Annotated in this window: 19 protein-coding genes; 8 read left to right on the top strand and 11 right to left on the bottom strand. The window is 53.3% G+C overall.

The annotated features are described in order from the left end of the window. Window positions 1-38: 38 nt before the first annotated feature. The 4 genes from treC to BJJ97_RS19425 all read right to left on the bottom strand — a co-directional run bounded on the left by treC (window position 39) and on the right by BJJ97_RS19425 (window position 5,271). A complete protein-coding gene (treC, locus tag BJJ97_RS19440) occupies window positions 39-1,730 on the bottom strand; it encodes an alpha,alpha-phosphotrehalase (protein WP_095995411.1) in 1,692 nt (563 codons plus the stop codon). Between the two features lie 76 nt (window positions 1,731-1,806). After that, window positions 1,807-3,225, bottom strand: coding sequence for a PTS trehalose transporter subunit IIBC (gene treB / locus BJJ97_RS19435; protein ID WP_095995027.1), 1,419 nt, complete (start codon window positions 3,223-3,225; stop codon window positions 1,807-1,809). Window positions 3,226-3,799: 574 nt separating this feature from the next. Beyond that, window positions 3,800-4,360 carry a GNAT family N-acetyltransferase gene (locus BJJ97_RS19430; RefSeq protein ID WP_095995026.1) on the bottom strand — a complete coding sequence of 187 codons (561 nt, stop codon included), beginning with the start codon at window positions 4,358-4,360 and terminating at the stop codon, window positions 3,800-3,802. A 14-nt stretch (window positions 4,361-4,374) separates the two neighbouring features. After that, window positions 4,375-5,271 carry a PhzF family phenazine biosynthesis protein gene (locus BJJ97_RS19425; RefSeq protein WP_095995025.1) on the bottom strand — a complete coding sequence of 299 codons (897 nt, stop codon included), beginning with the start codon at window positions 5,269-5,271 and terminating at the stop codon, window positions 4,375-4,377. A 117-nt stretch (window positions 5,272-5,388) separates the two neighbouring features. On the opposite strand from BJJ97_RS19425, the gene BJJ97_RS19420 reads away from it, so the two are divergent. Next, on the top strand, window positions 5,389-6,981 hold the full coding sequence (locus BJJ97_RS19420; protein WP_095995410.1) for an ABC-F family ATPase: 1,593 nt from the start codon (window positions 5,389-5,391) through the stop codon (window positions 6,979-6,981). 54 nt (window positions 6,982-7,035) lie between these two features. Here BJJ97_RS19420 and BJJ97_RS19415 read toward each other — a convergent pair whose 3' ends face one another. Together BJJ97_RS19415 and BJJ97_RS19410 are read right to left on the bottom strand one after the other, a co-directional pair. Beyond that, complete coding sequence (locus BJJ97_RS19415) at window positions 7,036-7,839, bottom strand: heme/hemin ABC transporter substrate-binding protein (RefSeq protein ID WP_405083394.1); 804 nt, start codon at window positions 7,837-7,839, stop codon at window positions 7,036-7,038. A 32-nt stretch (window positions 7,840-7,871) separates the two neighbouring features. Continuing rightward, entirely contained in the window at window positions 7,872-10,040 is a 2,169-nt protein-coding gene (locus tag BJJ97_RS19410; RefSeq protein WP_095995023.1) for a TonB-dependent receptor plug domain-containing protein, read from the bottom strand. A 408-nt stretch (window positions 10,041-10,448) separates the two neighbouring features. Between BJJ97_RS19410 and hutW the strand changes: the two genes are divergently transcribed. From hutW to fdhE, 7 genes are all read left to right on the top strand, one after another. Next, window positions 10,449-11,762 carry a heme anaerobic degradation radical SAM methyltransferase ChuW/HutW gene (hutW, locus tag BJJ97_RS19405; RefSeq protein WP_095995022.1) on the top strand — a complete coding sequence of 438 codons (1,314 nt, stop codon included), beginning with the start codon at window positions 10,449-10,451 and terminating at the stop codon, window positions 11,760-11,762. A gap of 14 nt (window positions 11,763-11,776) precedes the next feature. Continuing rightward, window positions 11,777-12,277: a heme utilization cystosolic carrier protein HutX gene (hutX, locus tag BJJ97_RS19400; RefSeq protein ID WP_095995021.1), complete on the top strand. Its 501-nt coding sequence runs from the start codon at window positions 11,777-11,779 to the stop codon at window positions 12,275-12,277. Continuing rightward, complete coding sequence (locus BJJ97_RS19395; protein ID WP_095995020.1) at window positions 12,274-12,903, top strand: NAD(P)H-binding protein; 630 nt, start codon at window positions 12,274-12,276, stop codon at window positions 12,901-12,903. Before hutX ends, BJJ97_RS19395 begins: the two co-directional genes overlap by 4 nt. A gap of 159 nt (window positions 12,904-13,062) precedes the next feature. After that, window positions 13,063-13,539 carry a YlaC family protein gene (locus tag BJJ97_RS19390; protein ID WP_227003544.1) on the top strand — a complete coding sequence of 159 codons (477 nt, stop codon included), beginning with the start codon at window positions 13,063-13,065 and terminating at the stop codon, window positions 13,537-13,539. A gap of 206 nt (window positions 13,540-13,745) precedes the next feature. Then, window positions 13,746-14,468 (top strand): glutamine amidotransferase, encoded by a 723-nt coding sequence (locus BJJ97_RS19385; protein WP_095995019.1) that lies wholly within the window; start codon window positions 13,746-13,748, stop codon window positions 14,466-14,468. A 107-nt stretch (window positions 14,469-14,575) separates the two neighbouring features. Next, on the top strand, window positions 14,576-16,027 hold the full coding sequence (locus BJJ97_RS19380) for an aminotransferase-like domain-containing protein (RefSeq protein WP_095995018.1): 1,452 nt from the start codon (window positions 14,576-14,578) through the stop codon (window positions 16,025-16,027). Between the two features lie 237 nt (window positions 16,028-16,264). Beyond that, window positions 16,265-17,194 carry a formate dehydrogenase accessory protein FdhE gene (gene fdhE, locus BJJ97_RS19370; protein ID WP_095995016.1) on the top strand — a complete coding sequence of 310 codons (930 nt, stop codon included), beginning with the start codon at window positions 16,265-16,267 and terminating at the stop codon, window positions 17,192-17,194. A 104-nt stretch (window positions 17,195-17,298) separates the two neighbouring features. Here the strand turns inward: fdhE and BJJ97_RS19365 are convergent, their stop codons facing one another. From BJJ97_RS19365 to cydA, 5 genes are all read right to left on the bottom strand, one after another. Beyond that, entirely contained in the window at window positions 17,299-17,619 is a 321-nt protein-coding gene (locus BJJ97_RS19365; protein ID WP_095995015.1) for a DUF202 domain-containing protein, read from the bottom strand. Between the two features lie 3 nt (window positions 17,620-17,622). Further along, complete coding sequence (locus tag BJJ97_RS19360; RefSeq protein ID WP_039471932.1) at window positions 17,623-17,988, bottom strand: YidH family protein; 366 nt, start codon at window positions 17,986-17,988, stop codon at window positions 17,623-17,625. Window positions 17,989-18,156: 168 nt separating this feature from the next. Next, window positions 18,157-18,261, bottom strand: coding sequence for a cytochrome bd-I oxidase subunit CydX (cydX, locus tag BJJ97_RS19355; RefSeq protein WP_095995014.1), 105 nt, complete (start codon window positions 18,259-18,261; stop codon window positions 18,157-18,159). A gap of 19 nt (window positions 18,262-18,280) precedes the next feature. Next, window positions 18,281-19,420 (bottom strand): cytochrome d ubiquinol oxidase subunit II, encoded by a 1,140-nt coding sequence (gene cydB, locus BJJ97_RS19350; RefSeq protein WP_095995013.1) that lies wholly within the window; start codon window positions 19,418-19,420, stop codon window positions 18,281-18,283. 14 nt (window positions 19,421-19,434) lie between these two features. Next, window positions 19,435-21,012, bottom strand: a complete 1,578-nt coding sequence (cydA, locus tag BJJ97_RS19345) for a cytochrome ubiquinol oxidase subunit I (protein ID WP_095995012.1) — start codon at window positions 21,010-21,012, stop codon at window positions 19,435-19,437. Window positions 21,013-21,491: the final 479 nt, after the last annotated feature.

The raw sequence follows: 21,491 nt of genomic DNA, 5'->3' as shown, positions 1-21,491 counted from the left end.
AATGTAGCGGGGTTGCCCGCTACATCTCTCGATATCCTCTAGTCCTGAATCTTATCCTCTTTCTCCGCCATTCCTTGTACCCAATAGATAGCTTCGAACGGGCGTAGCGCCAGTATTGCGGGCTGAGGCTGTGCGTCAGGGTAATTGCTGAGTAACAGTCGCCAGCGGCGGTCATGAGTATCAATGGGAGGCTGCCAGCGTTGAGGCTGCTTGCTGAGGTTTGCCAGAACCAGAAGCCGCTGTCCTTCCCAGATGCGCTGATAACACCAGACAGTAGGATGGTCTGGCAACAGATCCTGATAGTCGCCGTGCGTCAGCAGCGGAAGCGCTTTACGCATAGCGATAAGCTGCTGGTAGGTATAGAAGACAGATTCTTTATCCGCCAGCGCTTGCCCCGCGTTGATGTGGGTGAAATTCTGGCATGGTGTTATCCACGGTGTACCACTCGTAAATCCAGCATGCTTGCTGGCATCCCATTGCATCGGCGTACGGCCGTTATCGCGCGATTTGCTGGCGAGGATTGCTAAGGTTTGTGCATCTGGCTGGCCGCGATCGCGTTGTTCAGCAAACTGATTCAGGCTTTCAATATCTCGGTATTGTTCAATCTGCGTATAGCCGGGATTGGTCATACCCAGTTCCTCGCCCTGATAGATATAGGGCGTGCCCTGCATACCGTGAAGCACCATCGCCAGCATCTTGGCAGACTGCACACGGAATTCGCCTTCATCCCCAAAACGCGACACGATGCGCGGCTGATCGTGATTACACCAGAACAGCGCATTCCAGGCGTGGTTGTGCATTCCCTGCTGCCAGTGATTAAAAATCTGCTTGAGCTGGATAAAATCAGGTTCCGCCAGCGTCCATTTTTCCCCATTGGGATAATCGACTTTCAGATGATGGAAATTGAACGTCATGGAGAGTTCGCTGCCGTCCAGCGCGGCGTAGCGGCGGCAGTGCTCCAGCGAGGTAGATGACATCTCACCGACGGTCATCAAGCCACGGGGCTGAAAAACATCCTGACTGAATTCCTGCAAGTAATCATGAATCAGGGGGCCATCGGTATAGAAACGACGTCCATCGCCCTGAGCATCAGATGGGAAGTCTTGCTGCTTGGAGACCAGATTAATGACATCCAGCCGCAGCCCGTCGACGCCTTTATCCGCCCAAAATTCACAAACCTGTTTTAATTCATCCCGTACGCGTGGGTGTTCCCAATTCAGATCGGCCTGTTCGGTGGCAAAAAGGTGCAGATAATATTGTTTGCTTTCCGCGTGCCACTGCCAGGCTGGCCCACCAAATTTTGAACGCCAGTTATTGGGCAGTGCACCGTCATTACCATCACGCCAGATATAAAAATGACGGTACGGGCTGCGGCGATCTTGCGCGTTCAGGAACCAGTGATGCTGCGTCGAAGTGTGGTTGAACACCATGTCCATGACGACGCGGATACGGCGCTGATGCGCTTCCGCGATCAACGTTTCCATATCGGTCATCGTGCCATAGGTCGGATCGATGGCGCAGTAGTCGGCGACGTCATAGCCGTTATCAACCTGAGGAGAAAGATAGACTGGCGTCAGCCAGATCGCATCGACGCCCAGCTGTTGCAGGTAATCGAGTCGGGCGGTGACGCCAGCGATGTCGCCAATGCCATTTCCGGTACTGTCCTGAAAGCTCTTCGGATAGATTTGATAAATCACGCCGTTTTGCCACCAGGGAAGCGAGGCGTTCATCGTCATGAGGTCGCTCCTTTATTACAGTGGACCGTGTTTACACGGCCTGAGTTGAGATAATAATGATATGTCGCCGCTATGCAGGGTCGAGTGTGCCATTACGGATTTTGCGCTTATAGACCAGCGACGTCAGCACAATTGGAATGACGGTGGCAACCAGCGTGGCGATAGCGAAGATTCCCCAAAACTGTGGCTTGATGGAGAGGATGCCCGGTAGCCCACCTACGCCGATGCCATTTGCCGTTACGCCGTACAGGCCGCAAATCAGCGCGGCGGCGGCGGAGCCGATCATGGCGCACAGCATCGGAAAACGGTATTTCAGGTTGATACCGTACATCGCCGGTTCGGTCACGCCAAGAAAAGCGGAAATCGCCGCGGGAACAGAAATTTCGCGTTCGTTAGCTTTCCGGCTGACGAGAATCACCCCGACAACGGCAGCTGCCTGCGCAATGTTGGACAGCGCGATAAGCGGCCAAACTGGCGTGCCGCCCATACTTTGAATCATCTGCATATCAATCGCTAACGTCGTTTGGTGCACACCTGTGATGACCAGCGGTGCATACAGGAACCCAAACAGCGCTGCACCAACGGGGGCGAAGCTGCCAGTCATCACTGCCTTAACGGCCCAGGCGACGCCATCACCAATCATACGACCAAACGGACCAATTAAGGTATGTGCAAGGAACACGGCCAGAATGAGTGAGGTTACGGGCACGACCACCAGATAGAGGTAATCCGGCACGATTTTTTTCAGCCGTGTCTCTATTATCGCCAGCGCCATCCCGGCCAGGACGGACGGAATGACCTGTGCCTGATAGCCTATCTTCTCAATCGTGAACCAGCCGAAATTCCACACTTCAGGCGTTTGTTGGCCGATGAGATAGGCGTTCATTAGCTGCGGCGATACTAGCGTGATGCCCAGCACGATGCCGAGGATGGGCGTGCCGCCCATTTTGCGTACGGTTGACCAGCAGACCGCAACGGGGAGATAGAAGAAGATGGCTTCACCCAACAGCCAGAGGAAATCGTAGATGGTTTGCCAGGTTGGGTAGAGCTGTACCAGCGTTTGCCCGTCGCGCATCGGGATATCGCCAATCACGTTACGCGCCCCGAGGATCAAGCCCCCGCTGATGAGGGCCGGAAGCAGCGGAAAAAAGATCTCGGCAAAATGTGAAATGCTGCGTTCAAACCAGCTCATGTTTTGGCGAGCGGCGACTTTGGCTTCTTCCTTATTCATCTCGCCTTTGCCCGTGGTGGCGAGCAGCGCTTTGTAATACTCATCCACGTTGGTGCCGATCACGACCTGAAACTGTCCGGCGTTGGTAAAACACCCTTTAACAATACGCAGTTCTTCGATGTTCTTGGGATGGGCTTTGGACGAATCATGTAAGACGAAGCGGAGACGAGTGATGCAGTGCGTGACCGCCGCGATGTTCTCACGCCCGCCGACCAGTTCGATCAGACGGTCAATATCCTGTTGTTTAACTTTACTCATAGTCATGTCCTTTTTATCTTTTAGCGCAGACGTCGGGGACGCGAAGCAAGTACAGCTAGAGAAAAGCATAGTCTGTTAACGGTGGTTTTGCCGTGAAAGGAAAACGCATTGAGCTGTTTTTAAAAGAGAATGTTCAGGCATGCGGTGTGCTGCACAAATCTGCGACGTATGGGTAGACAAAAAGGAAAGGGGGATGAACAGAGTGAGAGAGAGGCTGAAAAAACAAAAGCCGCCTGTAGGAGGCGGCTTTAGAGATTGTTTATATCACAATCAGAACGGGCTGATGATTGACCCAATACGTTCACAGTAACTGACATAAACATCTCCCATTCTTTTAAAGAATTTGCTGATTTTACGAAACGTTTTCATTATCAGACTCCTCTAACGGGTTAGTTAAGTGTGATGTTCATCACGTTTTTAATGGTAGCGAAGATGAGAACGGATTTCAACATTTTTGTGATGTCAGTCACAAAAATATAACGATATGGAAAAGGAAATGCGTCGTGGAGCGAAAGAACCTGATGCGCAACCGGAAGGTCAGCGCATCAGGTGATGAAAGGCATGCGGAGTAATATCAGGCGGGATAGTGATAAATATTGTGATCGAACCACTGCTCGCCAATCTGCTCGGCGTCTTTCTCCGTGTGGTGAAAACGGAAGCCAAGCCGTTGAGCGACAGCGTTGCTACGCGTGTTGGCGGTTGAGGCTCTGATAACGCAGCGCTCAACGAGGTTCGCATCGGTATAGGCGGCTATCAGTGTGCTGACAGCCTGAGAAACGATGCCTTTGCCTTCAAAGGTTTCGGCGATCCAATAGCCGATGACGCCTTCTTTATCCTGAATCGTGTTGAAGGAAATAATGCCAGCCAGCGCATCGTCCCAGCGGATAACGTAGACGGCGGCTATTTTGTCGAAGAATGCCTTTCTGTTGGCGCGAATGGTTTCACGCGTGTCATCGACGCTCTTGACGGAATCCGGCCAGGGTAACGTACGTCGCAGACGCGCTTTTTCCTGCTGAATCAGAGTAAAGAGCGCATCGGCATCGCTTTCTTCCTGGATCGTTAGGCGCAGATGGGGCTGATGACGCAATTCATACAGTGCATCTATAAATGGCGTATCGACAACTGACGCTTCCATAAAATCGCACCCTTTTACCGCTGCAACGTTCCATCAACGATCGTGACGCTGTGTCCGCCGATCCACGGTTCATCATTCAGGTAGGTCACAGTAATGCGGCCATCGCGTTGCAGCATGGTGCCCTGTCGCGCACGGTAGCTGAGTGGCGCGGTGACGTTATTGATAGAATGCTGCTGACGAAGCAGTACCGCCAGGCAAGCATTGGCACTGCCGGTAACCGGATCTTCCTTGAGATGGCCGCGTTCGATGTAGAAAGCACGAACCTCATAGTCGGCAGGCGTTGCGCCATCGTGCGGGCCATAGACAGCGATGCCGTTGGTCTGGCTGAGGTTTTGCACGGCTGAGAGTGCTTCAGCATCCGGTGTGATGTTCAGACAGGTATCAGCGCTGTCTACGCGAATCACAAGCCAACGAATGCCCATCTGTACGGCAGTAGGCGGGTAGCGTTTATCGATACAGGGACTATCAACGCCGGTAATACCCAACGTTTTTTCTAGCAGTGGCGTGTGCTCATCGCCAAGCGGAACGAGGGTGGCCTGGGGCGCGTGAAAAGCGAGGCTCTCATCATCACCGATGTTGATCGGTACCAGACCAATACCACATTGTTGCACCAGTTGGCCCGGAGACTTAGGGCGCAATCCTTCTTCCAGCAGGGCATGTGCTGTGCCTAGCGTAGGGTGTCCGGCAAACGGAATTTCCGATTCTGGCGTAAAAATACGGACATGGTAATCCGCTAAAGGGTCGGTGGCTGGCAGGACAAACGTGGTTTCTGACAGGTTCGTCCAGCGAGCGATCTCCTGCATTTGCGCATCGGTTAATCCCTTCGCCTCCATAATGACGGCAAGCGGATTGCCCTTGAAAGACTGCTGGGTGAAAACGTCGACCTGTTTGAAACGACGTACTATAGGCATCGCATTTTTCTCCTGTATGCGCTATCGCTTAAATATTACTCAAAACTAACCGCGATCCTATCGCGCGCTTGTGGCATAATGCGCGCCAAATCACATTCCGACTCGAGTATAAGTGCTGTGTTAAGTACCAACAATATCACCATGCAGTTCGGCAGCAAGCCGTTGTTTGAAAACATTTCCGTTAAATTTGGCGGCGGCAACCGTTACGGTTTGATTGGCGCGAATGGCTGCGGCAAATCCACCTTTATGAAGATTCTCGGCGGCGATCTGGCGTCGAGCGGCGGTAACGTCTTCCTCGATCCTAATGAACGTCTGGGTAAACTGCGTCAGGATCAGTTCGCTTTTGAAAAATACAGCGTGCTGGATACCGTTATCATGGGCCACGGCGAGCTGTGGGCGGTAAAAGAAGAGCGCGACCGTATCTATTCATTGGCTGAAATGAGCGAAGCCGACGGCTATAAAGTTGCCGATCTGGAAGTGCAATACGGTGAGATGGATGGCTACAGCGCAGAATCACGCGCGGGCGAACTGTTGCTGGGCGTGGGGATTCCCGTTGAGCAGCACTATGGCTTGATGAGTGAGATTGCTCCCGGTTGGAAACTGCGTGTCCTGTTGGCGCAGGCGCTGTTTGCCGATCCTGATATCCTGCTGCTCGACGAACCGACGAACAACCTGGATATCGATACGATCCGCTGGCTGGAGCAGGTGCTGAACGAGCGTAACAGCACCATGATCATCATCTCGCATGACCGTCACTTCCTGAACATGGTTTGTACGCACATGGCGGATCTGGACTACGGCGAGCTGCGTATTTATCCTGGCAACTATGATGAATACATGACGGCAGCGACGCAGGCTCGTGAGCGTTTACTGTCCGATAACGCTAAGAAGAAAGCGCAGATTTCCGAACTGCAATCGTTCGTCAGCCGCTTTAGCGCCAACGCCTCTAAATCTAAGCAGGCGACATCGCGCGCACGTCAGATTGATAAAATCCAGCTGGATGAAGTGAAAGCGTCCAGCCGTCAAAACCCGTTTATCCGTTTTGATCAGGATAAGAAACTGTTCCGTAATGCGCTGGAAGTTGAAGCGTTGAGCAAAGGTTTTGATAATGGCCCGCTGTTTAGCAAGCTGGGTCTGATGATCGAAGTGGGTGAGAAAGTCGCTATTCTGGGTGCCAACGGTATCGGTAAATCGACATTGCTGAAAACGCTGGTCGGTGATGTCGAGCCAGATAGCGGTACAGTGAAATGGTCAGAAAACTCAAAAATCGGCTACTACGCGCAGGATCACGAATACGAATTCGATGAGACGCTGACCGTTTTTGACTGGATGAGCCAGTGGAAACAGGAAAAAGACGACGAGCAAGCCGTGCGCAGCATACTCGGCCGTTTGCTGTTCAGCCAGGATGATATCAAGAAGAAAGTGAAGGTGTTATCCGGTGGTGAAAAAGGCCGCATGCTGTTCGGTAAGCTGATGATGCAGCGTCCGAATATTCTGGTGATGGATGAACCGACCAACCACCTTGATATGGAATCCATTGAATCGCTGAATATGGCGCTGGAAATGTATGAAGGGACGCTGCTGTTCGTCTCTCATGACCGTGAATTTGTCAGCTCGTTGGCGACCCGCATTCTGGAAATTACGCCAAATAAAGTGATCGATTTCACCGGCAACTATGAAGATTACCTGCGCAGTCAGGGTATTCAGTAAGCGTTGTGATACGGCCTCATTATTGAGGCCGCATTATTTAGGGGATGTATTCGCTTAGTCAGGATAAAAGCCACGGTTCAGCGCTTCTACCGCTTCGGCGACGCGCGGCCCCATTCCCAATAAAATCGCCTGATCAAGCGCGATAATACGCTGGTTTTTCCAGGCTGCGGTTTGCGTTAGACCGGGTACTGTTGCCAGCGCCTCCACGCCGTTTTCCACACTTTGCGTTGTCACTACAACCACCTCAGGATTCGCCGCAATCATCGCCTCGCCGCCGTAAATACGATATTGGCTATGCGTGGCAATATTCTTTCCGCCTGCCAGCGCGATCAGGCCATCCACCACGGTATTTTTCCCCGCGACCTGCGCCGCATTGCTGCCAACACTCAGCAGAAACACGACGCTGACGTGATCTTTCCGCGTAGCCAGCCGCTCTGATACCGCACTCAACTGCTGAGAAAGGCGAGTGGCCAACTGCTCAGCAGCTTCAGCGCGATTGAGCAGCGCACCAGCCTGACGAATATTGCTAAGCAACTGCGCTGGCGTGCTGGGTGTGCGGGTAAAACGCGCTACCGTTACACCTGCCTGCTCAAGCTGATTGAGCACCTGCGGCGGGTTGGCATCTTGCCAGGTCATCAACAGTGTTGGGTGCAGCGACAAAATGCCTTCGCTCGTCAACTGTTGCCAGTTACTGACCTTTGGCAACGTTGCCGTTTGTGGCGGATAGGTGGTGGTCTGATCCACGCCGACCACCGTACCGTCTGCGCCGAGTGCATAAACGATTTCTACCAGCGAGCCACCGGCAATCACCACACGCGGCTCAGCCGCGCAGGTGAAGGAAGACAGCCCGAAAAGCATTAACGCAATTATCGCCTTCATCATCATGATTCTTAGAATGAGAACGCCGCACCAATCGCGGTGCTGAAGCCGGATGCAGGAATGCTTTCATGCGCGGTGGTATAGCGCTTATCCAGCAGGTTATTCAGCGCCAGCGTGATCTGATACTGATTCTCGCTACCGAAGGTGCTGGTAAATTCCAGATTGGCCGTTGCCCAACCGCTGTGTTGGACGGCGGTATCTGCCGTTTCATCCTTCGCGCGTGAGGCAGCCCGAAGGTAGAGATCCGATTCCAGCTCCATGCGATCAAACAGCATGATGTTTTTGACCCCGACGCGTCCGGTAAAGGTGGGTTCACCGGTGCGATAGGTGCTGCGCGTCGGCAATTCCAGCTCACGGCGGATGATGTTGCCGTTAACGTAAGGAGACAGCGTCCAGCCGAGGTATTCCGCATACATTTCCATCCCGTACGTGGTCGCACGGTTGGCGTTGGCGTAGTAGCGGCTGCTGCTGTCCGTACTGCCGGAACAGACGGCGTTACCAGCGCAGTTCAGCGTGGTGATGTAGTCTTTGGCGCGTGAATGGTAGATCGCGCTGTCCAGCAGCCAGCTATCGTCTTTATAGCGCATGCCGACTTCATAGTTATCCGACTTTTCCGCCTTTAGATTGGCGTTGCCGTAAGTGGTGCTCCCGCCTGCTGCCGTGTCGTAAAACTTATGCGTCAGGGTAGGGTAGACATAACCTTGTGCGAAGGAGGCGCGCAGCTGGATATTATCAAAGCCGGAATAGCGCAGGCTGCTGGCGGTGACTAATGTGCTGTCACTTTCCTTCGCGGCGGCGGACGTACTGTTGTTCGGCATCACCATCCCGTTCATTCTCACGGTGCCTGTCTTCTGGCCGCCGTAGGAGAGCGATTCAACCCAATATTGGCGAGCGCCCAACGTCCACGTCCAGTCCGGCGTTATTTTCCATTCATCCTGTGCGAACAGCGCCCAGCTATTCTGTCGCCAGTGGTTATTGGATATTGAGCTTGGGTTAACCGACAGAGAAGGCATTCCCATGGGCGATAATGATCCCGTTACCCGGACATCGGAGAAGGCATTTTGCTTCACGACATCGGAGAGCCATTGTCCCCCGGCGATCAGCGTGTGTCCGGCTAATGGCGTGATATCCGCTTGTAAGGTCAATCCCCGACTGGTCTGCTTGTCGTCGGTGCCTGTGCTCATCGCCATTTTGCCTTGATAAAGCGCCATGCCGTTATAGCGTAGCGGATTGCCGCTCTGCGACAGATCGTTACGGAATTCGCGTTTGATATTTTGCTGATAGGCATCCAGATGCAGGTTTTTCAGCACATCGCCGCCGATCTGCCAGTCATAAAACAGGCCGACCTTCTTTCTTTCCAGTTCAGGAATGCGCACGCTGAAGCTGTCGTATTCATCCGAGTCGGTGTAGGTCTGCGTGCTGAGCTTGAAGCTGTCCAGCGACAGGCCGAACTTATGCTCGCCAAGACGATAGCCGAGCCAGGCGGACTGTCCACTGTTGCGGAAGTGGGTATCCGGCAGACGGCCATCCGGCGTACTGCGGTTGCCCTGATCGCTATAGCTGCCGCTGAGGCGATAGTCAAAATTGCCGATGGAGCCGTAGGCTAACCCCGATTCCTGCCAGCCTGCGGTCGCGCTGTCATAAACGGCTTTGATTTTGCCGCTCAGCGGTTTATCTCCGCCTTTGCGGGTAATAAAGTTGATCACGCCGCCGATAGCCTGCGAGCCATATAATACCGAATGCGGGCCTTTCACGACTTCAATGCGTTCAATATAAGAAGGATCAATTAATAATCCGAGGCTGTAATTGGGTCCGGCGCGTTGATAGGTGACTTCCTGTCCGTCAATTAACACTAATACGCGTGAGGCTTCTTCGCCGCGAATACGTATTTGTTTCCGACCGGCCAATGCGGTATCGGTAATATCGACGCCGGGAATATCACGCAGCGCTTCAGCAATAGAATCACCCGTATATTTACTCAGCTTTTCATTATCGACAACCTGCATCGTGACCGGACTTTCCCATAAATTCTGTTCCGTTCTCCCTGCACTAATAACGGTTATTTCATCGCTGTTTGTGGTCGAATGATTCCTGGATGAATCGTTTGGGGCTGCATTAATTGCGCCGCTATAAATAGCAGGCAGCATAAAGAGAGCCCAGTGTGTGGCCTTTTTATTCATGGCTTTTTCTCTGAAAAGTTAATGATTATCATTAACGTTATCATTTGGGCGGGAGCGGCGATAATTAAATTTGAATGAATATTAAGAAATGTGACTGCAATCTCATTTATTATTAAATAAGGACTTGCAATATTTTATTGGTTGTTAAGTTAACGAATTTTAATGTAGTGATTTTTGTTTTCATTTATTTAACATTTAAAGTGGGTGCAGTGGATTAATGCTATGAAAGTAATGAGAAATAACCGTGTTTATTTATATCTGCTATTTTAACCAAAATAAGCAAATCGGTTAATTTAAAGAGAAAATGACGCGAAAAGAATAACCCGCCTCCTTTCTGCCTGCCGGGCAGGTTGCCAAATAAAAATAATTATCATTTAATTTATTTTATTGATTATTTGGGGGCTGTTAATGAACATCGATTTTACGCCGTATTATGCCGAGCCCGGTGAGCAGCCTTTTGGCGCCCGACGTATGGCAATGCCGTGGCGCAACCATGTGCCGCTTTCACCAGAACAAATTCCGGCCGGTTGGCAGGCGCTGAAGCAGCAGACCGTGCCTGCGCGTAAGCGCCTGCTCTACCTGCACATTCCTTTCTGCGCCACGCACTGCACGTTCTGCGGTTTTTACCAAAACAAACTGCGTGATGACAGCACGGCGACCTATACCCGCTATCTGTTGCAGGAGTTGGCGATGGAAGCGGATAGCCCGCTGCATCAGTCTGCGCCGATTCATGCGGTGTATTTTGGCGGGGGGACGCCAACGGCGCTGGCGGCCGATGAGCTGTCGCAGATCATTCGTGCGATTCGTACCTCTCTGCCGCTGGCACCGGACTGTGAAATCACGGTAGAAGGGCGGGCGATGGATTTCGACGATGAGCGAATCGATGCCTGTCTGGATGCGGGAGCGAACCGCTTCTCTATCGGGATTCAGACGTTCGATACCCGTATTCGTCAGCGTATGGCGCGTACGTCGGATAAGCAGCAGTCAATTCGTTTCCTTGAGCGCCTGTGCGAGCGAGACAGAGCCGCCGTAGTGTGCGATCTGATGTTTGGCCTGCCGGAGCAAACGCCGGAAATTTGGCGCGAAGATCTGGCGATCGTCAGCGATTTACCGCTAGACGGCGTCGATCTGTATGCGCTGAATCTGTTACCAACTACGCCGCTGGCGAAAGCGGCCGAAAACCAGCGTGTCGCGCTGCCTGATGTGGTTGCCCGCCGTGATTTTTACCGGACTGGCGCGGCATTTCTGGCCGACGCTGGCTGGCACCAGCTTAGCAACAGCCACTGGGCGCGCACCACGCGTGAACGCAACCTGTACAACCTGCTGATCAAACAAGGTGCGGACTGTCTGGCAATGGGAAGCGGTGCGGGCGGCAATATAAACGGGCAAGCCTACATGATGGAACGCAGCCTGGAGCGCTACTACCAGCAGATCGATCAGGGGCAAAAACCGATCATGATGATGACGCCAGCCAGTCCTACCGGGCCGTGGCAGCATCAACTTCAGGCGGGTATTGAGGTCGGTCGTATCAAGCTGCCTCAACTGACGCGACATGCCCGTGAACTTCAGCCGTTGCTCAGCCAATGGCATCAGGCCGGGTTGACCTGTGACGATTCCACCTGCCTGCGCCTGACCAATGATGGCCGCTTCTGGGCGAATAACCTGATGCAGGCATTACAACAAATTATCCCCCAGCTTAATGCCGAAGAGCATGCGCACTAACCGGAGACGCAACCATGACTATGACACTGAATGAATTACTGGCAACCAACCCTGATGGCACACTGGAAGAGATTGCCGGAAAATATAATACCTCGCTGTTTGCTGTCGTAGAGGCCTTGCCTGCGGGGCAGCGTACGCTGGCAACGGGCGATCGTTTCGATCAGGTGTGGGACACGATTGCGACCTGGGGTGAAGTGACACTAATCAGCCACACGGCGGACGCGATTTTGGAATTCAAGAGCGAGCTGCCAACCGGTACGCACCGCCACGGTTACTTTAACCTGCGCGGCAAAAATGGCCTGAGCGGACATATCCGCGCAACGAGCTGTCAGCACATTGCGTTTATTGAGCGTAAGTTCATGGGGATGGACACGGCGTCCGTGGTGTTCTTTAATGCCAGTGGTGCGGCGATGTTTAAAATTTTCCTTGGACGAGACAGCCACCGTCAGCTGCTGAGCGCTCAGGTTGAGGCGTTCCGCGCGCTGGCGAGTGAATTACAACCGGAGCAGGTATGACGTGGTTACTTTTCGGCGCGGGCAATGGGGTCGGCGCCTGCTTATTACAGCGCGCGATTGAGTGCGAGCAGGCGGTCGTACTCGTATTGCGTAATCCTGAACAGGCCAAACACTGGCGTGAGCAGGGAATGACGGTAGTGGAAGGCGATGCCTGCGACCCAGAAACGGTCGCAGAAGCCTGTCGTGTGGCGGGGCCTTCTGCCATTGTGGTATCGACAATGGGCGGCGGCACGGTAAATTATCAGGGCCACCGCTCGGTGATTGATGGCGCCGAGCAGGCAGGCCTTAAGCGTATGCTGCTGGTGACGTCATTGGGCTGCGGCGATAGCTGGCCGTTGTTGTCGCCACGCGCTAAAGCCGCGTTTGGTTTCGCCGTACGTGAGAAATCGCTGGCAGAAAGCTGGTTGCAAAGCAGTACGTTGGATCACTGTATTGTTCGTCCCGGCGGTCTGCTGGACGTGGTTGCGACGCACAATGCGAAACTGACACAGGGTGCTGCTACGCTGGGATTGGTGTCACGTTGGGATGTCGCGCTGGCGGTTGATCAACTGTTGCAGCAACCCGTGTTTGGCAATCACATCTACAATCTGATCGATCCCGATCTCACGATGCCCGCCATTCCATAATCTCACCATTCTGTCACCGCTGTTGCCGGGGTAATCCATCCCGGCATCCGGCAAACTGTTATAGTTAATCTGTCGAAAACTGTATCTGTTATCTCTCATGGGGCTATGTTCTAATCGATGCCAGCAGTGTTGTATTCCTCAAGCATGATGGTGATGACGATGGATGAAGTAAAACGCCTTCTGACCGAAGAGATCGAACGTATTAATCGGGAAGAAAAACGCGACAATAAAATACGTTTTAGCCGCAAATTCATGCAGTCACACCCCTATCTGTTTGCCGCGATGCTGGTGAGCTACGTGCCAGTTGCGATCATCCTCTTTTATGCCCCTTATTTCGGTTTGCCCTACCTGATTGGCTTCACTGTTTTCCTGCTGGTGATGACGCTGGCGCTCTCGGTAGATATCAACCCGACCTATCGCTTTGAAGACATTGATACCTTGGATCTCCGCGTTTGCTATAACGGCGAGTGGTTTACTGTCCGCCACGTATCGCAGGACACGCAGGATAAGCTGTTGTGCAGCGAGCAGGTGCCGTCAGCCGTGAAAGCAGGGATAGAGCAAATTCGACGCACGAAAGGTGACGTTGATTTCTACGATGTCTTCTCGCTGGCCTACCACCAACAGCCTTCCCGTTAGCAGACTCTTCCTGTCCTCAAACCGTCTCATTTCGCGATGATAAAATAATGCGCATGGCTTTTCCCATGCGCAGATTTTCATGGTGGCTGGTTTTCATGAAAGCATAGTGCTACGTTCGTTAGCAGCAGCGAGTGCCGCATTCTTGTGGTTTTTCAGACTGATGATTTTCAGGTTGATGGTTTTTCAAATACGGGCAGAACAGGACGATGAGCGAAAAGGTATTGCTGGTAATTCAGTTGGGCCAACCGCCGGAAGGCATTGCGTCTCAGGTTGGGCAACAGGGGAAGTGGTTTACCGATGCGGTTCAGGGTAACACGCTGCCGGTGCAGGTGGTCCGTCCCGATCTTGGGGAGCCGCTGCCGTCGTTTGATACGCTAGCGGCGGTGGTGATCTCCGGTTCCTGGTCGATGGTCACCGATCGACTGGAGTGGAGCGAGTACACCGCGGGCTGGCTGCGTGAAGCATATTACGCCGGTGTCCCGCTGCTAGGCGTGTGCTATGGGCACCAACTGCTCGCCGATGCGCTGGGCGGCAAAGTAGGGGATAACTCGAACGGCAAGGAAGTGGGCGTTCAGGTTGTAACAACCCATGAAGCCGCGGCGCAAGACACCTTACTGCGTGATTATCCGCAGCAGTTTGGTGCTTATCTGACCCATCAGCAATCCGTGCTGGAACCACCTGAAGGCGCGCAGGTGCTGGCAAGTTCCGAGATGGATGGCTGCCAGATTATCCGCTATAGCGATAAAGTCCTGACCGTGCAATTCCACCCGGAATTCAGCGCGGACATCATGCTGACGTGCCTGCGTCATAATGAAGCAGCACTACGACAGGGCGGCTGGGATGTCGATCGGATGATGGATATCCCGCAGGAACCTATCTGGGCGCGCAAGATTCTGCTGGATTTTGTGCAACGCTACGCGGCGAAATAGCCCTCGATCAACGTGTTGTTCTCGATAAAACATCCTTCTCGATCACGACCTGTCGGTGATGGTCGAGCTAAAATCATGACAGACTCACCTACCGAAACCGTAGCGCTATGGCAAAGTTTGAACAGCTCGCTCACCAGATCCGTGAGCAGCTTCAGGAAGGGATCTGGCAGCCGGGCGACAAACTGCCCTCGCTGCGGGAAAAATCACTGCATTCGGGCATGAGCCTGATGACCGTGCTGCACGCCTATCAGCTGCTGGAAAGTCAGGGGCTGATTGTGTCGCGTCCACAGTCGGGTTATTACGCGGCACCACAGCTGTCCGCGCTACCAGCAGACAGCCTGCATTCGCCCGTGGGACAGGAGCGCGTTCAACTGACCGAAGACGTGGACGTCAACGCGTTCATTTTTGATGTGCTTCAGGCCAGCAAAGATCCGGCGGTCATGCCGTTCGGATCGGCATTTCCCGATCCACAGCTCTTTCCACAGCGTCAGTTGACGCGCTCACTGGCCTCGGTGGCACGTCATATGCAGCCACATAGCGCGCTGGATAATTTACCGCCGGGTAATGAGAGCCTGAGGAAGAACATCGCCCAGCGCTATGCATTGCAGGGGATTGCCGTCTCGCCCGATGAGATTGTGATTACGGCGGGCGCGATGGAATCCCTTAATCTCAGCCTTCAGGCGCTAACGGAACCGGGCGATTACGTGGTGATCGAATCTCCCGCTTTTTACGGTGCGCTACAGGCGATTGAACGCCTTAAACTCAAAGCGATTGCGATTGCAACCGATCCGCAGCAGGGCATCGATCTTGACGCGTTGCAGCAGGCGCTGAACGACTACCCAATCAAAGCCTGCTGGCTGATGACCAATTTTCATAACCCGCTCGGCTGTACGCTGTCCTGGGAGAAGAAACAGCGGCTGGTGGCGATGCTGGAAAAACACGGCGTCGGGCTGGTTGAAGATGACGTCTACAGTGAGCTTTATACCGGCCTGCAACGTCCGTTACCCGCGAAGGCGTTGGATAAAAAAGGGAGGATTCTGCACTGTTCCTCGTTTTCTAAAAATCTGGTGGCGGGGTTCCGCATCGGCTGGGTGGCGGCAGGGAGCTATGCGGGCAGCATTCAGCGTTTACAGCTGATGAGTACATTATCAACTAGCGCACCGATGCAGCTGGCGATTGCAGATTATCTGGCGACCAGCAGCTATGACAGCCACCTGCGCCGCCTGCGCCGGGCGCTGGAACAGCGTAAACACGCGGCATTACAGTCGCTACGCCAGCACTTTCCGGGCGACGTCCGCATTAATCATTCTCAAGGTGGTTATTTCCTCTGGCTGGAATTGCCTGAAGGTGTCAGCAGCACGGAGCTATATCGCCGCGCGCTGGAGCGAGGCGTCAGCATTGCGCCGGGGAAAATGTTCACTACTGGCGACAAATACGATCGCTACTTCCGCTTCAACGCATCCTATGAATGGGACGAGCGCTGCGAACAAAGTGTGATCGTATTGGCATCGCTGATTCGGGCGCAGATAGGCGAGCGTTTGACCCGATCACCTCTTTAGAGGTGTGGAGATGTTTGCTGTTTTTCTGCTACTGTTCCCGTCATGGCGGAAGGTGACGGCATCGATGGCGAAAAACAGCCATAACCTTGCCGGAAATCAGGAAGTCGATAGGCACGATGCGTATAATCCCCGGCTAAAGGTGAGCTATACCCGCTATCTTTCGGACCGCGCTGGCGGCCTTCCTGCACCCCGAAATCTATCGGATAGACAACGTAAACAACAGGAAAAACCACCCTGATGAGTATTCGCATTGTTCCTCAGGAACAGTTAGAACAGAACGAAAAATCGATGCCGGAAGGGAACATCCCTCCGCTGCTTTTTGCTAATCTGAAAAGCTTGTACAGCAGTCGCGCGGAGCGTCTGCGCCAGTTAGCTGAAGAGCACCCGCTAGGGGATTATCTCACCTTCGCCGCAGGCGTGGTGGAAGCCCAGCAGAAGGTATTGCACGATCATCCGTTGAAGCTTGACCTGAGTGATGTGCTGAAACAGTCCGGCGAACGTCCGCCGCTCGATATCGCGGTGTTCCCGCGTGATGCGCACTGGCACACGCTGCTGCGTGCGCTGATCGAAGAATTAAAACCGGATGCCAGCGGGCAGGTGTTATCCACGCTGGAGAATCTGGAAAAAGCCTCGGAGCAGGAGCTGGAAGAACAGGCAACTGCACTGCTGCAACATGAATTTCGTGCCGAGAGCAATGATAAAGCCCCGTTCATCTGGGCGGCGCTATCGCTGTTCTGGGCGCAGATGGCAAGCCAACTGCCCGGTAAAGCGCGTGCCGTACCCGGCGAACATCGCCAGTTCTGCCCCGTGTGCGGCAGCATTCCGGTATCAGGCGTGGTGCAGTTAGGTACGTCCAGTGGGCTGCGTTATCTTCACTGTAATCTGTGCGAGAGCGAATGGCACATGGTGCGCGTGAAATGCAGCAACTGTGAAGAGTCGAGTGAGCTGAATTACTGGTCGCTGGATAGCGAAAATTCCGCTATCAAAGCGGAAAGCTGTGGCCACTGCGGCACGTATCTGAAGCTGCTATATCAGGAAAAAGATCACCGTGTAGAAGCCGTCGCCGACGATCTGGCTTCGCTGGTGCTGGATGTGAAAATGGAGGAAGAAGGCTTTTCTCGCAGTAGCATCAACCCCTTCTTGTTCCCGGAAAGTTCGATCGAATAACCCGCCTAATCGGTGAAGCGCGTTTGGGCTTCACCGCCTTTCTTTCAAAAAAACTTTCTTTCAGAAAACCGTTCTTTTCATAAAAGAGTACAGAAAATCGGGGCTTACCACACGCCGCTGAAATGCAGCAGCAAGACCAGCGCGGTGATGACAATCGATGATGATGTGAGCACGATCAGCCCGTGGCTGGCGCGTGATAGCACCGGTTGACAACGAGCATTAAAGCGGTAGCGCAGAATCGCCAGTATCGACATCAGGGCAGAAACACACAAGAGCAGAATAGCGCAGGCAAACACCACTCGGCTGCCGTCCACCATACTCAGACGAAAACACAGCAGGCTGTTGATTAGCATCACAAACAGCGTACGTGACCAGGCCATGCCGGTTCGCTGTGGCTGTAATCCCGGATCGCGTGTCGTGTCCATGCGCTACCCGAACAGAATCATCGCGGCAAGTGCGATGGCAATGAGGGTGATAAACAGCGTCACGATCAGCAGCATTGGCGTATACGGCATATCGCTTTCCTGACGCATCGCTTTCTCATTGCTGACCCAGCGACGATAGGCCAGACCGCCGAGCAATGCCGCACAGACGACCAGCAGTAGAGCCAGCCCCTGACGCACCAGCGGATCGATATGAACGGTGAATTGATCGATACCCACCGCACCCGCGAGAAATGCCAGCGCGGTGCGAATCCACGCCAGAAAGGTGCGCTCATTCGCTAATGAAAAACGGTAGTCCGGGGTTTTCCCCTGACTCCACCACGGCGTTTTGTCCTGTCTGGGTGTTGTCATGTCGTCGTCTGATTTCAGGTTAAAGGGGGCATCCGATTGGGCGCAGCGTCTGCATTCTAGCGCCCTTGGCGGGTTTCGTCTGCCCTGATGGCGGTATCAGCGACAATTGTTTTAGTGATGCTGTCTCAGCAAAGAATGATGAAGCGCCCGGTGAGGCGCTTCGTTTTCTCAGGAAGCGTCTTTTCCCGCTTCATGGTTCTCTACTGCCAGCGCGGTAACCAGCGCGAACGAGCAAGCCAGCAGCGTGCCAAGTATCCAGGCGAAATACCACATGCTCTTTCTCCTCAAGTCGTTAGTAAACGGAATGCTTATTGGCTTCGATGTAGCGTGCATCGATCCGGCCAAACATTTTGTAATAACACCAACTGGTATAAAGCAGGATGGTGGGGACAAAAATACAGGCCAGAATGGTCATCACCTGAAGCGTAAGTTGGCTGGATGTGGCATCCCAGATGGTCAGGCTGACGTTGGGATCGAAGCTGGAAGGCATCACGAACGGGAACAGCGTAATGCCTGCCGTCAGAATCACGCAGACAATCGTCAGTGATGAGGTCAGGAAACCCCAGCCGCAGCGGTCTACGCGAGAGAAGAGACAGGTGAACCACGGCAGAACCACACCCAGTGCAGGAATCGCCCACAGAGCAGGGTGAGCTGTAAAGTTGGTCAACCACGCCCCGGCCTGCTGGACCACTTCTTTATTCAGCGGGTTAGACGGGGCTGCTTTATCCAGCGTGGAGGTAATCAGGTAGCCGTCGATTCCGGTTAGCACCCAGAGGCCAGCCAGTAAGAAGGTGATGCTCATCATCGCGCTGGCGATCAGGACGGTTTTTTGCGCGCGACGCTGAAGCGCCTCTGTGGTACGCATTTGCAGGTAAATTGCACCGTGTGCGACGATCATGGCGACACTCACAACGCCTGCCAGCAGCCCAAACGGGTTCAGCAGGCCAAAGAATCCGCCGTGGTAGGTGAGGCGCAAATACATATCGACGCTCAGCGGCACGCCCTGCAACAGGTTGCCTAATGCGATGCCGAACACCAGCGTGGGGACGAAGCTGCCGATGAAGATGCCCCAGTCCCACATATTGCGCCAGCGCTGGTTTTCCAGCTTGGAACGATAATCAAAGCCAACCGGGCGGAAAAACAGAGCGGCCAGCACCAGAATCATGGCGAAGTAGAAACCGGAAAAAGCGGCGGCATACACCATCGGCCAGGCGGCGAACAGTGCGCCCGCTGCGGTGATCAGCCAGACCTGATTGCCGTCCCAGTGCGGGGCGATCACGTTAATCATCACCCGCCGTTCAGTATCATTCTTGCCCAGTAGACGCAGCAGAATGCCCACACCCATGTCAAAGCCGTCGGTGATGGCGAACCCGATAAACAACAGGCCAATCAATCCCCACCAAATCAGGCGTAATGTTTCATAATCCAGCATTATTATGGCTCCCGTTACGGTTTTGCAGGTGTCGCTAATGGTTGTGTTGTTGGTTGTTCAAAGTGGTAGCGGCCGGTTTTCAGGCTGCTTGGCCCCAGTCGGGCAAACTTGAACATCAGATACATTTCCGCGACCAGAAATAGCGTATACAGTCCGCAAATCAGCCCCATCGACAGCAGGATGTCGTGTGCTTCCAGAGACGAATTGGCGATGGCGGTAGGCAGAACCTCACCGACTGCCCATGGCTGGCGACCGTACTCGGCGACGAACCAGCCAGATTCAATCGCGATCCAGGGCAGGGGAATGCCGTAGAGCGCCACGCGATGCAGCCATTTACGCTGCCCCATGCGGCCGCGTATGACGCTCCAGAACGACAGAACAAAAATGCCGAACATCAGCACGCCGCAGCCCACCATCAGACGAAAAGCGATATACAGCGGCGCGACGCGAGGGATGGAGTCTTTGGTTGCCTGCTGGATCTGGTTTTCGCTGGCGTTGGCGACGTCATCGGTATAGCGCTTAAGCAGAAGGCCGTAGCCAAGATCGCGCTTGGCAGCCTCAAATTGCGCGCGAACGGCGGGGTCGGTGTTACCTGATCGCAGTTCCTCCAGCAGACCATAGGCCGTCATGCCGTTACGAATACGTATCTCATGTTGCGCCATCAGGTCTTTGATGCCGACGACAGGTTTGTCGAGCGAACGCGTGGCGATGAGCCCCAGAAGATAGGGAACGTGGATCGCATAATCGTTCTGCATCGTTTCCTGATTGGGGATGGCGAACAGCGTGAAAGAAGCGGGGGCGGGCTGCGTTTCCCATTCGGCTTCGATCGCTGCCAGCTTGGTTTTTTGCACATCGCCCATCACATAGCCGGATTCATCGCCCAGTACGATGACGGACAGCACCGAGGCCAGACCGAAACTGGCGGCAATCGCGAACGAGCGCTTGGCAAAGGCAATATCACGGCCTCTCAACAGATAGTAAGAGCTGATCCCGAGGACGAACATCGCGCCAGCGGTGTAGCCTGCTGCCACGGTGTGGACGAACTTCACCTGTGCGACTGGGTTCAGCACCAATTCGGCGAAGCTCAGCATTTCCATGCGCATGGTTTCGTAATTGAACTCAGCGGCAATCGGGTTCTGCATCCAGCCGTTGGCGACCAGGATCCACAGTGCGGAAAAGTTGGAGCCCAGCGCGACAAACCAGGTCACCAGCATATGCTGGACTTTGGTCAGGCGATCCCAGCCGAAAAAGAACAGGCCAATTAGCGTGGATTCGAGGAAGAACGCCATGAGTCCTTCCATCGCCAGCGGTGCACCAAAAATATCGCCCACGTAGTGAGAATAGTAAGACCAGTTGGTGCCGAACTGGAACTCTAGCGTTAGTCCGGTCGCCACGCCCAGCGCAAAGTTGATGGCGAACAGCTTGCCCCAGAATTTGGTCATGTCCTTATAGATTTGCTTGCCGGTTAACACATAGGTGGTGTTCATAATGGCGAGCAGGAAAGACAACCCCAGCGTCAGCGGGACGAAAAGAAAGTGATACATGGCGGTCAGGGCAAATTGCAGCCGCGACAGCTCAACGACATCAAACATGTTAGGCTCCTAGCTTCAGGCAGGAAAATGCACGCCATATTGTTATTCCGATGCTTGCCGGAATAAATCGTGACGAATAAAGCGAAAATAAATTACTATCGACGGTATTTGCATCCGTCAGAAATTAATTTCACTGATTGAGGTGAGATAAGAATGAATAGTGAATAAAACGTGCGGGGATTATAGCGTGCAAAAATGGAAGGATAAATAGTACAGTTTGTTGGTTTGGTTTTTTTATCTCTAATGTCATTATTTTGTTTTTATATTTCAATTTAACTTTGTTTTCTGGTTGTTAATTTTATTTAAATTTAATTATTGGTTTTTTATTCTGTATTTCTATCTGTGTTGGAAATTGAATTTAATTAAAATAGTACAGATCTGAGATGTATAAATATAACAGTTTCATTTTTTATTTAATTTTACATTTGGCGATGAAAAATAATTGGGAATTATCAGGCTCTCTTGCCTAAAGAGAGGGA

Origin of the sequence: Pectobacterium polaris, assembly GCF_002307355.1 — a bacterium.
In the GTDB taxonomy this organism is placed as follows: Bacteria; Pseudomonadota; Gammaproteobacteria; order Enterobacterales; family Enterobacteriaceae; genus Pectobacterium; species Pectobacterium polare.
This window is presented reverse-complemented; position numbering and strand designations above follow the sequence as displayed.